The sequence below is a fragment of the Rhizobium sp. CNPSo 3670 genome (genome assembly GCF_057784555.1).
Genome location: NZ_JBXSOL010000040.1, coordinates 18851 through 33399, shown reverse-complemented (window position 1 = coordinate 33399; position 14549 = coordinate 18851). Strand labels below are relative to the sequence as shown.

At 59.4% G+C, this 14549-nt stretch carries 12 protein-coding genes; 5 read left to right on the top strand and 7 right to left on the bottom strand.

Annotated elements, in window-relative coordinates; translation table 11 throughout:
• Positions 1-67: 67 nt before the first annotated feature.
• Positions 68-952 carry a LysR substrate-binding domain-containing protein gene (locus AC13QO_RS26655; RefSeq protein ID WP_488542367.1) on the bottom strand — a complete coding sequence of 295 codons (885 nt, stop codon included), beginning with the start codon at positions 950-952 and terminating at the stop codon, positions 68-70.
• Between the two features lie 421 nt (positions 953-1373).
• On the opposite strand from AC13QO_RS26655, the gene ltaE reads away from it, so the two are divergent.
• From ltaE to AC13QO_RS26635, 4 genes are all read left to right on the top strand, one after another.
• Complete coding sequence (gene ltaE, locus AC13QO_RS26650) at positions 1374-2408, top strand: low-specificity L-threonine aldolase (RefSeq protein WP_488542366.1); 1035 nt, start codon at positions 1374-1376, stop codon at positions 2406-2408.
• Positions 2409-2861: 453 nt separating this feature from the next.
• Positions 2862-4370 carry an NAD-dependent succinate-semialdehyde dehydrogenase gene (locus AC13QO_RS26645; protein ID WP_488542365.1) on the top strand — a complete coding sequence of 503 codons (1509 nt, stop codon included), beginning with the start codon at positions 2862-2864 and terminating at the stop codon, positions 4368-4370.
• Between the two features lie 114 nt (positions 4371-4484).
• Positions 4485-4838 carry a cupin domain-containing protein gene (locus AC13QO_RS26640; protein WP_488542364.1) on the top strand — a complete coding sequence of 118 codons (354 nt, stop codon included), beginning with the start codon at positions 4485-4487 and terminating at the stop codon, positions 4836-4838.
• Between the two features lie 244 nt (positions 4839-5082).
• Positions 5083-5919 carry a GNAT family N-acetyltransferase gene (locus tag AC13QO_RS26635; protein WP_488542371.1) on the top strand — a complete coding sequence of 279 codons (837 nt, stop codon included), beginning with the start codon at positions 5083-5085 and terminating at the stop codon, positions 5917-5919.
• Between the two features lie 339 nt (positions 5920-6258).
• Here the strand turns inward: AC13QO_RS26635 and AC13QO_RS26630 are convergent, their stop codons facing one another.
• The 5 genes from AC13QO_RS26630 to AC13QO_RS26610 all read right to left on the bottom strand — a co-directional run bounded on the left by AC13QO_RS26630 (position 6259) and on the right by AC13QO_RS26610 (position 11595).
• Complete coding sequence (locus tag AC13QO_RS26630) at positions 6259-6780, bottom strand: Lrp/AsnC family transcriptional regulator (protein WP_488542363.1); 522 nt, start codon at positions 6778-6780, stop codon at positions 6259-6261.
• 266 nt (positions 6781-7046) lie between these two features.
• Positions 7047-8120 (bottom strand): tartrate dehydrogenase, encoded by a 1074-nt coding sequence (locus tag AC13QO_RS26625; RefSeq protein ID WP_488542362.1) that lies wholly within the window; start codon positions 8118-8120, stop codon positions 7047-7049.
• Positions 8121-8353: 233 nt separating this feature from the next.
• On the bottom strand, positions 8354-9037 hold the full coding sequence (locus AC13QO_RS26620; RefSeq protein WP_488542361.1) for a GntR family transcriptional regulator: 684 nt from the start codon (positions 9035-9037) through the stop codon (positions 8354-8356).
• A gap of 102 nt (positions 9038-9139) precedes the next feature.
• Positions 9140-10510: an aspartate aminotransferase family protein gene (locus tag AC13QO_RS26615; protein WP_488542360.1), complete on the bottom strand. Its 1371-nt coding sequence runs from the start codon at positions 10508-10510 to the stop codon at positions 9140-9142.
• A gap of 8 nt (positions 10511-10518) precedes the next feature.
• Entirely contained in the window at positions 10519-11595 is a 1077-nt protein-coding gene (locus AC13QO_RS26610; protein ID WP_488542359.1) for a phosphotransferase, read from the bottom strand.
• Positions 11596-12092: 497 nt separating this feature from the next.
• Between AC13QO_RS26610 and AC13QO_RS26605 the strand changes: the two genes are divergently transcribed.
• Entirely contained in the window at positions 12093-12782 is a 690-nt protein-coding gene (locus AC13QO_RS26605; RefSeq protein ID WP_285194926.1) for a haloacid dehalogenase type II, read from the top strand.
• 334 nt (positions 12783-13116) lie between these two features.
• On the opposite strand, the gene AC13QO_RS26600 is transcribed toward AC13QO_RS26605, so the two are convergent.
• Complete coding sequence (locus tag AC13QO_RS26600; protein WP_488542358.1) at positions 13117-14544, bottom strand: aldehyde dehydrogenase family protein; 1428 nt, start codon at positions 14542-14544, stop codon at positions 13117-13119.
• Positions 14545-14549: the final 5 nt, after the last annotated feature.

Below are 14549 nucleotides of genomic sequence, written 5' to 3'. Positions count from 1 at the left end.
ATCTACCGATCCTCCGGGGTCGGGACAGCTCTGACGAATCCGGCCGAGCCGGCCCATATCGCTTCTCTCATGGCGCAGCATGAAAATCTTCTTGGATGGTGGCGAGAAGCCAAGACACGAATTGATCGATTCCAGACGTCTTCCTCGCCAGCGCCGAACGAATAACGCCGTAATGTGAACCATCAGGGTGAAAGCCGAATGGTGCGGTCAGGCGGCCTTTGCGGATATCGTCAATGGCAATGATCTTTGGGCACATGGCCACCCCAAGACCGCTGGCTGCGGCCTCCACCATGAGGAAATGATGGTCAAGAAAGCGCGTCGAGCGCGGCTTCGGCGCGTCCGGATGGGCGGTAGACCACTTCTGCCATCCATCCGGCCGGGTCTTTGCAGCAAGCGCGACATAATCGCCGGCAGCAAACCGATCCGTCATGGCCGGATGCATGACAGGACCGACTTCCTCCTCGATCAACCGTTCGACCTGCCAATTCGCATCGATCGCGAAATCAAGCCTGCGGATCGCAAGGGTGATACGGTCGCGGGCGAAATCGAAACCCCCACCACCGACGGAAAGGTGAAAGTCGATTTCGGGATGGCGATCCTGAAATTCCGACAGGCGCGGGATCAGCCATCGCATGGCGACGGATCGTTCGCATGAAACGACGATCGGCGGTGACAGGTCGACTTTGCGGATATCCTCCAGCGCCGCCGAGACGAGGGACAAAGCGTCTGTCGTCGCCTGCGCCAGCCGCGAACCCTCTCCCGTCAGCCTTAGGCCACGCCCATCAACTTCCAGCAAACGAATGTCGAGGTGTTCGGAAAGTTTCGAAACACGCCGGCTGACAGCACCGTGCGTCAAATTCAACTCAGCCGCGGCCGCACGCACGGAACCCAGGCGCGCAACGACCTCAAAGGCACGCAGATCATCGAGGGATGGAATGTCCGACCGCTTCATTGGTGACAAACTATCACCGGTACGTTTGAAATCATATCGATTTCGATCTCGAAGTTCGGAGGAACGGTCGAGGCGGGTCCTCTCCTGAAGCGCGGCTCCTCGAATCTGCAGAGTAGGACAATTACGGCAACGTTTCGGATGTTGTCTCCATCGAAGACGGCCGCCGCACTCTGTGAAAGCGAGGCAGCATATGTGACGTTACAGGGCGGCAGCCGCTTGCAGACAGACCGTGGAAGATCGAACTCAAAGATCGATGGTGGTCAAAGTCAGTTGCAACGCCACATATGGCGCCATCACTCAACGCGGGTAGATCGCATGATTGGTGATAAATTATCACCATAATCCGTCAGTTTATATCGATAGTCCGAGCCTATGCTTTCGCTAGTATGACCGATACAGCCAAACCGATAGGGTCTCGATCATGCAAGCCAATGCTACCCGCCTGGACTTCCGCTCTGATACGGTTACCCGCCCAACCGCGCAAATGCGCGCGGTGATGGCGGCCGCCGAGGTGGGCGACGATGTGTTGGGGGATGATTTCACGGTTAAGGCGCTCGAGACGCGCGTTGCCGAACTGTTCGGCAAAGAAGCGGGACTGCTGCTGCCGACCGGTACCATGGCCAATCTGGCTGCGATCATGAGCCATTGCCAACGCGGAGAGGAATATCTCTGTGGAAATGAGGCACATACCTATCTGTGGGAAGCTGGAGGCGCCGCCGTGCTCGGATCGGTCCAGCCGCAGCCTTTGCCAGTCCGGGCTGATGGGACGATCCACATCAATGACCTTCACGCCGCGGTCAAGGCGGACGATCCACATTTTGCGATCACACGACTTGTATCGATCGAGAATACGTTCGTCGGGCGGGTACTGCCGCGAGGTCATCTGGACGAGGTTGTCGAATTTGCACGGGATCGGAAGCTCGCCACTCACCTTGATGGTGCGCGGATCTTCAACGCGGCCGTGGCGCTCGGCGTGGATGTCGCTTGTTTGGCTGAGGGTTTTGATAGTGTGTCGGTGTGCCTCTCAAAGGGGCTCGGGACGCCGCTCGGATCGGTGCTGGTCGGGGATGTCGGGTTGATCGGGCGGGCACGCCGTTGGCGCAAGATGCTGGGCGGGGGGATGCGGCAGGCAGGAATAGTTGCGGCGGCGGGGCTATACGCCCTCGACCATCATGTCCAACGTCTCGCCGAGGATCATGCAAACGCCAAGGCTCTCGCCGATGGATTCTCGGAAATCACAGGACTGACGGTTAAACCGCCGCAGTCCAACATGGTTTTTGTTGAGCTCGCACCCGAGCTGGCGACCCGGCTATCCGAGGCGCTGCGTGAGCGCGGCATTGCGGCGAGTTTTTGGCCGGGTGGGCGAATGCGCTGGGTCACCCATCTGGACGTCGATCGTTTCGCCGTTGACGAGGCCGTCGCAGCGGTGCGCGAGGTCACTGAAAATCGGAGATGAAGACCCCCGGCGAGCTGAACACGGCAGGTGCGCGCTCGTTCCAACACTGCTTCATCCTAAGAAAGAAGCAGACCTCTTCTGAATTCGAAAACGATCTGGGATTTACGGAGATGGGCCGGCCTGCGCCGCGGGCCTCGCCGTTGCCCACCGATCTGCCTCATGCGTTTGAGGCAGCTGCATCAATCTGAAGCCAAGAACGAGACGCGGCTCATTAAGTGGCGTACGGCCGTTTCCGAAACGCCCGCATGGCACGTCGACGAGAAAGCTCCTTTCGCTAGCGTTCTCCCTGTAGCTAGCAGAGAGAACGCGAGGCATTCGAGCTGTTGTGCTTACCGCAACGGCAGCGCGGTCTGAGAAGATCGAAAATAATCCGCGAGACCAATTTGATCTATATTGACACCAATCACCAAACCAATTCTATATTGATCGCACGATGATCCTGATTGGTAGCGAATGGTGCTGAACGTGAAAACAACTCCGACACTTGAAACAAGCCTTGCCGCCCCTTCGCAGGCGGCTGCTGTGGTATGCAATGCTCCCACACAACTCTTCATTGGCGGCGAATGGGTTTCGGCAAAGAGTGGCCGAACCTTTGATGTGATCGATCCTTCGGCGGCAGACGCAATCGCGACGGTCAGTGACGGCGACATCCAGGACGCAATGGCCGCCGTCGGCGCGGCGGAAAAGGCAGCTGCGGCCTGGAAAGCAACTCCGCCGCGTCGGCGCGCGGATGTCCTGATGAAGTGTTTTCACCTTCTTCTCGAACAAGCCGAGTGGCTGGCGCAATTGATCACGGTGGAAAATGGCAAGGCGCTTCCCGACGCGAGATCGGAAGTCGCCTACGCGGCCGAGTTTTTCCGCTGGTATGCCGAGGAAGCTGTGAGGGCTCCAGGTGAATTTGGGCCATCACCTTCGGGCGCAAACCAGATCATTGTGAGCCATGAGCCGATTGGTATCGCCGTATTGGTAACGCCGTGGAATTTCCCGGCAGCAATGGCGACCCGAAAAATTGCTCCGGCGTTGGCTGCAGGCTGCACCTGCATCCTGAAGCCCGCGGCCGAGACGCCTCTGACAGCGCTCGCGATCGGAGAACTGATGCGGCAGGCAGGTGTTCCTGCCGGAGTGGTCAACATCGTTACCACGAAAAAAGCCGGCCCTGTGGTCAGCGCAATGCTGCATGACAAGCGCGTCCGGAAGCTGTCGTTCACCGGCTCGACCGGTGTTGGCAAGATACTGCTGCGCGAGGCCGCGGACCAGGTCGTCAGTTGTTCAATGGAATTGGGCGGCAACGCGCCTTTCATTGTATTCGATGATGCCGACCTGGAAACGGCGGTCGCCGGCGCAATGGTCGCTAAGATGCGCAACGGCGGCGAGGCTTGTACGGCGGCAAACCGCTTCTACGTTCAAAAGGGAATTTCTGCTGACTTCATTCGGCGCTTCGCGGAGGAGATGGCAGCGCTCAACGTCGGGCCGGGACTGGCACGGGATACGCAACTCGGCCCACTGATCACCGATGCGGCGGTCGCCAAGGTGGAACGCCTGGTAGACGACGCGATCTCCAAAGGAGCCCGGCTGGTGACAGGCGGTAGCAAGTTGAGCGGCCAGGGTTTCTATTATTTGCCAACCGTTCTCGCCAATGTCTCTCCGGACGCCGAGATACTTCGCGAAGAAATCTTCGGTCCGGTTGCGCCAGTGATTGTGTTTGATACCGAGGACGAGGTCGTCGATCTGGCCAACGACACCGAGTACGGGCTTGTATCCTATATCTTCAGCCGAGACCTCAAGCGCGTGCTTGCTGTCGCCGGCAGGCTGGAAAGCGGGATGGTCGGAATTAACCGCGGTGTCGTTTCCGACGCTGCCGCGCCATTCGGCGGCATGAAGCAGAGCGGTCTCGGACGCGAAGGCAGCCATCACGGCATGCTCGAATACCTCGAAACGAAGTATATCGCCGTTACTTTGTAGGTCGCAGAGGGCAACGCCGTTACGCAACGCATCGGCAATGACGTGCCGACGCCCGGCAGGCTCGAAACATCCAATGATGAGGCGCAGTGCCTCCAGCAAGAATAGGAGAGATAAATGCCCCTGCTGAAAACGATCGAACCCAATCCATCGTTCGAGCCGAAGCATAGAACTGCCGAGCCGGATCGCCTCATTTCGGGCAGCCCCGCCTTCAAGACGTGGCTGCAGGACACCGCCAAGGACGGCAAGGTCAATACCGGTGTTTTCGAGGCGACGCCCGGCGAAACGCACTCCATCAAGGGCGAAACGTTTGAATTTTGCCATCTCGTGCACGGTGTGATCGAATTAACGGAGAAGGGTAAGGACCCGGTCATTTATCGCGCCGGCGACAGCTTCGTGATGAAACCGGGCTACGTCGGGGTCTGGAAAACAATCGAGACGGTGCGGAAGATCTTCGTCACCGTTACCTGATCGTTCGAGCGAACCATGCGGTTTTAACGTGCTTCTTCGAATCTCTGGGCGGCACGGAGCGACGCGGTCGGCAAGTCGTTTCAGTGGCCTCCTGAGATCAGATCGGCGGCGTTTCCGCTCCTCTTTACTCGGCTTGTATATCCGTGCCGTCCGGGAGGGTCGGGAAACTCGATCCTTCGCCGCGGCTTCAGAGACCCGTCGCTCTTATCACTGATGGGCCAGAGACCCACGAATGGATGAAATCATGCAAACGGACTCAATCGTTCTTGCGCCTTTCGAGGCTCACCATCTGGGCGGAGGCCTCGCGCTGTCGCGTGCAGCGGGCTGGGCGCACCGGAGGGAAGACTGGGAAATGATATGGTCTCTGAGCGAGGGACGGGTTGCGCTAGCGGGCGGCCGTGTTGTGGGCACCGCCCTCATGACCCCCTTCGGCGACACTTGCTCAGCCATTAACATGATTATTGTCGACGAAAGCCAGCGTGGCCGGGGCGTTGGAAGAAAATTGACCACCGCAGTGTTGGAACTCGCTGGTGATCGTGAATGCCGATTGACGGCGACGAGTGACGGCTTGCCTCTTTACGAAAAACTCGGATTCGTCGCGACGCACCAGATCGTCCGCCACCAAGGGGTCGCCACCCACGTCGATGCCCCTGAAAATGTTGACTGGGTCGGGCCCGAAGCGCTGCCGGAAATCAAAGCGCTCGATCGTGCGGCATTCGGCGCCGACCGTGACGCGGTACACATTGCTCTGGCGAAAGAGGGGCGTTTCGCCGCCATACGGAAAGGTGATCGCATCGTCGCATTTGCGGCAACGCGGCTGTTCGGAAAGGGTGAAGTCGTCGGGCCTGTGGTGGCGGAAAACTCGAAACAGGCGAGGGACCTGCTTGCCTTCATCCTCTCCAGCAAGGAAGGTCGCATTGTGCGAGTCGATATTCCCGAACAGACCGGCCTTTCGTCATCGCTCGAAGGCTGGGGGCTGCCTCAGGAGGGTGGAGTCGTTGCGATGGTCCGCCGCGCCGAGGGCCGTTCTGAAACACCGGCCGTTCAAACTTTCTGCCTTGCGAGCCAAGCTATTGGCTGACGTGAAAGTCTGAAGTGTGAGGCGGCGATATAACACATCTGACGGCCTCTGGGAAAGAACAGCGTCTCGCGGCAGAGGTGCCCGCGCGACTGGCGGTCAGAAGTCCCGACTGCAAGGTCGATTAAGTTCTAATTCCCGTAGAAAACACCGCAAACACTCTTTCATCGGCCTTTACGTGAACGCTGCCCGCTAACGGGAGTCCCATTGTGACAGAGGCGGCTGCCCTTCAGTTCTGCTGTCAATCGACGATGCAGTATCCCTGCTTCAGCATCTCGATCCCTTGTTGCAACACCCATTGATCCGCCGCTTTGAAATTGGTTCCTCGAGTGACGTCTATCATCATTCCACCGGCACGAGATGCCGGCTGCCGAAGCGTGAGACGCGGTTACTGTTGAGTAGGCTTGCAAGCGGCAGATGCACCTTGATCAGGGGCGATTTCAGGACGACGAAGGTGAAGTACTTGTCAATGCCGATCTCCAGATCGAGGAGCCGCTCCATGATCGTCTGGTACTCGTCGATTCCGGCGGTGACAAATTTTACGAGATAGTCGTAGCCTCCCGAAACCAAATGGCACTCGATAACCTGATCGACCTCCTCGATCGCGGCGATAAATCTCGCGAAGTCAAGTGGACGGTGGTTCTTCAGCGTGATTTCGGTGAACACCGTCAGCGTCTGGGCCAGTTTTGCGATATTGATCTGCGCGGAGTAACCCTGGATATATCCCTTCGCCTCCAGCTTTCTTACCCGCAACAAACAGGGACTTGGCGAGAGGTTGACCATTTCCGAGAGCTCGACGTTTGTCATTCGGCCATTTGTCTGCAATGCGTTCAGTATCTTGATGTCAATCCGATCAAGTTTCATTGGCTAGTTCCCGCTGATGAGGATGGCGCGGACGTGGCTGATGTCGCTGAATTGGGCTATTGACCACGAGGCCTTCGGCACCCTTCCGTTCACACGTGCCCGAGGGGCCGCCGGCGGATGTCTTTCCGGTCGCCGATCACGACACATCTGCCTTTTGGCCCGCGGCAGATGCCGCGAGGCGATCAATGCGGGGTCGACCCCGGCCAAAGCAGCGAAATGGCTTCCTTGCTTTGTGATCGTACCAGGTCATCGCCGGCCACCTGTCCCTAGAAGTTCGAAGAGTGGATCGCGTCGCAGACGGCCTCGGTAACCTCCTGGGTAGTAGCTGAGCCGCCCACGTCGGGGGTTAGGATTCCGGCGCCGGTCACCCGTTCGACAGCGCGCATGAGGCGGGCCGAGCCTTCCCGCTCGCCGAGGTGGTCGAGCATCTGGGCAGCAGTCCAGAATGCGGCAATTGGGTTAGCGATGCCTTTGCCGGCAATGTCGAAGGCGGAGCCATGGATCGGCTCAAACATCGAGGGAAAGCGACGCTCCGGATCGATGTTCGCCGTCGGTGCAACCCCCAGACTACCGGCAAGCGCACCAGCGAGATCGGAAAGTATGTCGGCGTGCAGGTTCGTTGCCACTATGGTGTCGAGGCTCTGCGGCTTGAGCGTCATCCGGACCGTCATTGCATCGACCAGCATCTTGTCCCACGTAACCTCGGGGAATTCCTCCGCCACCTCACAAGCGATATCGTCCCACATGACCATGCCGTGCCGCTGGGCATTGGACTTCGTAACGACGGTAAGCAATTTGCGCGGCCGGGATTGGGCCAACCTGAAGGCGTAGCGCATGATGCGGGTGACGCCGACGCGGGTGAAGATGGCGACCTCGGTGCCGACCTCTTCGGGTAGGCCGCGGTGAGCGCGGCCGCCATGGCCAGAATATTCACCTTCGGAGTTCTCCCGCACAATCACCCAGTCGAGATCACCGATCCCGCAATTGCGCAGCGGCGAAGTTATGCCAGGCAGGATCTTGGTTGGCCGGACATTGGCGTACTGGTCGAAGCCCTGGCAGATCGGCAATCTGAGCCCCCACAGGGTAACATGGTCGGGAACATCCCGTGCTCCGACCGCGCCGAAATAGATCGCGTCGAAGTTCTTAAGCTGCTCCAGCCCGTCCGACGGCATCATCACACCATGTTTCCTGTAGTAGTCAGATCCCCAGCTGAAATTTTCGAAGGTGAATTTTACGTCGCCAAGTCGCATCTCCAGGTTTGCAAGAACCGTCTGGCCGGCAGCGATCACCTCAGGTCCGATGCCGTCGGCCGGTATGGTTGCGATGGAGTATTCACGCATCAAACTTCTCCGTAGGGTTATTAACTCAAGTTGGCTTGCAGGGGCGGCAACAGCGTCTTCGGCGCCATACGATTAGCGTCGACGCGGCGACCCCGCCGATGAAGCAGGCTCTGGCGGAGCGGAGAGAAATGCATCCGAGATGGTGCTTACTCCGCCTCGAACCCGCTACACCTGCATCCTCAGCGCCGCCTGAGAGGTGATCCTTTCCGTGCGGTCAGTTCCGCACAGAGCGCTCAGCGTTGATCGAGCAACTTGATCTGGAGATCTTCCCAGTGCTCCTGGAACGCGTCCCGCGCCGTATCGTAATGGCGGCTTCTCAAGCTGTTGATGAGCCGCTCGTGTTCTTCCGCCATCTCTTCAGGGGTGGCGTAGAAATCCTGCCGCTGTGCGAGGAGGAGCTCAATCTCGCCCTCGAGGTCCGAATAGGTCCGCTTCAGCCGAGCGCTACCGCTGGCGGCGATGATCGCGCGGTGGAAGTCGCGGTCCGCAGCAACCAACAGGGATCTGTCGGAGGACAGAGTTGACCTGTGCATAACATCGACCGCCTCCAGCGCCTGAGATGGGATGACGCCGGTCAGCACGATCAGACGAATGGCCTCGCCCTCGATGGCGCCGCGCACGCGCGTGATATCGACAATATCGTCTGGCCCGAATTCGGGTACCACAAAGCCTCGGTTCGGTATCTGACGCAGCAGGCCTTGCGTGACGAGCACCTGGGCTGCTGTACGGAAAGTGTGCCGCGAAGTCGAATGCTCTTCGCACATCTTCACGTCGCGGAGGAACTCTCCCGGTCGGAAATCCCCCGACAAGATGCGCCGTCGCAAGGCGTGGGCCAGGCTTTCCACCGCGCTGGCGGGCAAGGGCTCGACATTCATCTCTGGATCTTCGGCTCGGTTCTTGGCGGGCAGCGACGGCATGGCTTTGGCTTTGCTCGTTGTTTATGTCGTATACCTACGCCACATGCTGCGGCGCAGGGCAAGGGAGATGATATGTACCTCCGGGTCGCATGCTGGCGGGTCCTAGGTCTGCACGGAGCGAAGCGCCTCGTCGACGCCCTCGAGCAGACGCGCCGCGTTGGCCGATGTGAAGATGAGCGGGGGCCTGATCTTCAGGATATGTGCGTCCGCTCCCGTCGCGGAAATGAGGATGCGCCGGTCGCGTAAGGCATTGACGGCTGCAAGCGCACGGTCCATGTCCGGCGTTTTCCGGTCTCTATCCTTGACAAGTTCGACGGCGAAATAGAGGCCGGCCCCACGAACATCGCCGACAAATTCGTATCCTTTTTGCAGGTCCCGAAGGCCGTCGAGGATTTCGCCGCCGACCTTGACGGCATTGTCCAAGAGGCCTTCTTCGAGGATCGTGTCGAGCACGGCGCTTGCAGCGGCGATAGCGACGGAGTTGCCGCCAAACGTATTGAAGTAGCGCATGCCGGATCCGAATTCGGCAACGAGTTCGGGCCGCAGCACCACGCCGGCAACGGGATAGCCGTTGCCCATGGGTTTGCCCATTGTGACGATATCCGGATCCACCTTATGACGGCTGTGGCCCCAAAGATGGGTACCGGTTCGCCCGAATCCGGATTGCACCTCGTCGGCAATGAACAGGCCGCCAGCCTTGCGCACAACCTCCGCCACTGGCGCCAATACGTCCGTCGGATCGACGTAGAGACCATCGGAGGAGAAGACGGAATCGGCGATGAAGGCCGCCAGGCCGCCGCCATGCCGCTCCATGTCGGCGATCTGCCGCGCGACATCCTCCGCCATCCGCCGGCCGATTTCCTCGACGGGGAGGCGATAGGAATCCGGCGCGGCGACCGTGCGAAGATAGGGATCCAGAGCCGACTTCTTGCCGAGCGACGGCGAGATTGCCGCCACCGCGCCGCTGTTGCCGTGATAGGCTTCCGCCGTGACGATGACTCCGGTCTTGCGTGTGTGGTAACGCGCGATGCGCAAGGCGAGATCGTTTGCTTCCGAGCCAGTGCATGTGAACATCGCGCATCCGGTCCGGCCGAGTTCGCCACCGAACGTATTGATCAGGGCTTCGGCATAGTCCAGCAGCGGCTCCTGCATGTAACGCGTGTGGGTACAGAGTACCTCGAGTTGCTTCTGGATCGCCTCGACGACACGCGGATGAGAGTGACCCAGCGAAACCACGTTGTTGTAGGCATCAAGATATTCGTTGCCGTGCTTGTCATAGAGGAAGACACCCTTCGCCCGGGAGATCTCAACCGGGGACTTGTAGAAGAGCCGATAAGCAGGCCCGAGCAGCCTTTGTCGCCTGGCGACATGCGCCAGATCTTCACTTGTGAGATGAGACGTGTCCTGAGGGTTGAAGCCATTTGGCATGTCGCCACGGAAGCCCTTCGGCAGGGTAGTCGCTTGTTCGGACATTGTTGTTCCTATCGTGTCAGAAGATCGGAAATCTGTGCGGTCGAAATTGAATGAAACCACTCGAGGTGGGCCCAGCCGGCTTCTGTATTGCGCAGGATATAGCGGCTATTCTCGGGGAAAATCTCTGCGCGCCAGCATGTCAGAAGCGCACGAACCGCAAGGCGGCCCATCGACAGGAAGGGAATGAGCCGAAGCTCCTCATCGGTCAGTTCGGCATGGCGGAGATAACCGCGCAGAACGTCGCGGGCTTCGTCGAACAGGTCACGCCGGTTCCCATGGTCGAACGTTTTTGGCATCTGGTTCACCAACGCCGTGGAGACATCGACGGCGATGGCGGTACGAACTGCATCGCCGAAGTCGATGACGCCGGTCAGGAACTGTGGATTGGTGTGATCGACGACCAGGTTCGACGTATTGAAGTCGTTGTGGAGCACTTGCCGCCGGCACAGATCGAACGTCGGCTTGATTTCGGCAAACCGCTCGAGCGCACGGACGGTCCAGGCCCGCTTGCCGCCCTCAGGGATGAAGCTCAACAGATCGGTGAGGTCGAGCAGATGGGTGACGTCCCATGCCACCGTCCGGTCGTCTGCGGGGTGCGAGAAATCGGCCATGGAATGACGCAGTTTTGCAAGGATTTCGCCGATCCGTTCACGCTGCGGGGCTGTGCAAGATGTCCGGTCAAGCGGGGTGCCGGCAAGGAAGGTAATAAGACGCACGACTCTCCGCTCGCCGCCACTCGTAGTGACGGTCGGCAAATCCGCCCCGTCGACATCGCGAATTGTGCGGGGAATTGGTAGGTCAGGGGCTCGCTGCTCCAAATGACGCATCAGCGACACCTGGAAATCGAGTTCCTCGATCCGCTCAGAAGGATGAGCGATCTTCAATACAAACTTCCCCTGGGCGGCACAGTCGAGGAGGAACGTGTCGTCCTTTTCTGTTTCAAAGCGAGTTGCCGAGCCGTGCGTGCCATATAGCCGCTCGGCAATTCGTTCGGCTTCCGCAGTGCCCACGGTATGGCACGCCTCGGAAAGCTCAGGGACGCGGGCTGGCCCGCATTGATGCTTGTAACCCATCTTCAAACTCATTCCTGTCCTGCCTCGGAAGGGCGGTTCGATGACCTCAGTATCCCATGCTTCCGTTTTTGTACAACAATTTTTTTCGCTGACGAATGGGATCAAGCTCAGTTTTTCCGATGATTTCAAGCTTAATCAACAAAGAAATCCTTTAGATACAAGGACATATGTGGATGCTGAGGGCTGCTTTGGTGGCGAGGCGCACACGTCGTCGGGGAATTTTGGGGGCCAATGGTTCGAAAATTGTTGGACAATCAGTTGCCATTGCCTGAAAGTTATGCCAGTGTGCTCCCACTGGTCGGAATGCAGCGAACACGTCAGATTGATCCGCTTTGGTGGATTGGCCCGGCATCTGAAAAAGCAGAGGAAATTGACCAGATACGAAAAGGTACCTGCCGCGTCCGCATTGGGGTCCGTCGGGACCGCGACCTCTTTAGACAGGCGGCATGCCCGCCAAATGACCTTGAATAGGCACACCCGTGCCATGAAAATTGGAAGGAATACACGCGATGACCCAATTTCGACCGAAGTACGTGACCTTCGACTGCTACGGCACGCTCACCAATTTCGACATGGCCGGCGCAGCGCGACGCGTCTACAGCGAGCGCCTCTCCCCTGAAGCGATGGTCGCCTTCGTCGAGGCTTTCAGGGGCTATCGCCTTGACGAGGTGCTAGGCCCATGGAAACCGTTCGTCGAAGTGGTGCACAATTCGATCGAACGCAGCTGCAAACGTATCGGTATCCCGTTCAAACCCGAAGACGCGCAACGCATCTATGACGAGGTGCCAACCTGGGGTCCGCACCCTGACGTCCCGGCTGGCCTGTCCAAAGTGGCCAAGGAAATTCCGCTGGTCATCCTCTCGAACTCCATGAACAACCTGATCATGTCGAACGTGGAAAAGCTGGGCGCACCCATCCATATGGTAATCACAGCAGAAGAAGTCGGGGCATACAAACCTCTGATGAAGGGCTTCGAATACATGCTCGACAAGCTCGGCTGTGGACCGGAAGACATTACCCATGTGTCGTCATCCTTCCGCTACGACCTGATGACCGCTTATGACCTGGGCATCAAGAGCAAGGTCTGGGTCAATCGCGGCCATGAGCCGGCCAATCCCTTTTACGAATACACCGAGATCAAGGACATCGGCGGGCTAGCCGCTGCCGTTGGCCTGGAGCCAGCCCTCAAGCGCGCCTGAAAAGCCAAGGTTCAGGCGCCGTTATGACGATGAGACCGGGGCGGTCCGTTCGCCCCTTCTCTATACGTTCGAAGGGGCAAGCATGGCCTTTCACCCTTCCACACCGTGAGCTGCTGGCGTTAGAGGACGGTGTGATCCGAGCTTGACGCAACAACACGTCGGACTTAGGGCGCGTTTGTTGCGCGGCCGCTATCAATGTCCGCTTTCGAGTACCGAGGCTGTTCCTCAACAACTGTTTTTAGGGGCGCACAGCGGTCGTCCGCGAAGCGTGCGGGGAATGACTGGACCGGGTCGAGCGCGGACATCCGAAACGGCTACACCGCACTTTGACCGTTCACTCGTTCGAGAAGCCGGCTATGCCCTTGATCTCGGTAAACTCGTGCAGTCCGAACTTCCCGTATTCCCGACCGTTGCCGGATTGCTTGTAGCCGCCGAAAGGGGCGGCACTGTCCCAGGCGGCGCTGTTGAGGCGGACGCTGCCGGCGCGCAGCCTGCCTGCGAGCGCTCGCGCTTCCTTTGGATCGCCCTGAATGTACGCAGCCAAGCCGTAGGGCGTATCGTTGGCGATCGCGATCGCTTCATCCTCACTGTCATAACCGGTTATCGACAGCACCGGGCCGAAGATTTCCTCCCGCGCAATCGTCATCTGATTGGTGACGCGGGCAAACACGGTTGGGCGCACGTAATAGCCGGAATTGAGGTGCGAAGGGCGACCAGGGCCGCCGGCGACGAGCTCCGCTCCTTCTGCGATGCCGCGTTCGATCAACGCCTGGATCTTGTCGAATTGGGCGGCGCTTGCGACAGGCCCGAGTTCGGTGCGAGGGTCAGATGGGGGGCCGACAACCAGCGCAGACGCCTCCCTCGCAGCGATCGAGCTTGCTTCGTCCATTCGCTCCGCCGGCACCAGCATTCGTGTTGGTGAGGTACAGGTCTGGCCGGAATTGCCGAAGCACCGGCGCACGCCGGCTGCGACCGCGGCTGACAAGTCGGCGCTGCGCAGGATGATGTTCGGCGACTTGCCGCCGAGCTCCTGATGCACTCGCTTGACGGTTGGTGCCGCCGCCTGCGCCACGGCAATGCCGGCGCGCGTAGACCCGGTGAAGGACACCATATCAACATCCGGGTGGCTGGCCAGCGCCGCACCAACCGTAGGTCCGTCGCCCTGAACGAGGTTGAACACCCCCTTCGGCACGCCCGCCTCATCCATGATCTCGGCGAAGATCACCGCGTTGAAGGGAGCAATCTCGGAAGGCTTCAGGACCATCGTGCATCCTGTGGCGAGCGCCGGAGCGACCTTGCAGGCGATCTGGTTGATCGGCCAGTTCCACGGCGTGATCATCGCGACGACCCCAACCGGCTCGTGCAGGATGCGCGTGGTCCCTTGCATGTAGTCGAAGGCAAAGGTCTCGATAGCCTTGATCGTCTGCTCGAAATGGACAGCGCCGATGCCTGCCTGCTCGGCCCGGGCCATGGCGAGCGGCGCGCCCATTTCCCGCGAGATGACGTCGCCGAGCTCGTCATTGCGGCGCTTCAGGATCGTTACAATTCGCCTCAGCAGTTCGACGCGCTCTTCCTTGGATGTGTGCGAGAAGGAGGCAAAGGCTCGCCGTGCGGCCGCGACTGCCTTTTCAGCGTCGGCGGCACTGCCGAGGGCGATCGTGCCCATCAGCTCTTCGGTCGAGGGATCGATGACCTCAAGTGTTTTCGAAACCGAGGGCTCGATCCAATCACCGTCGATATAGAAGCTGTGGGCGTGTTTCATTGGTG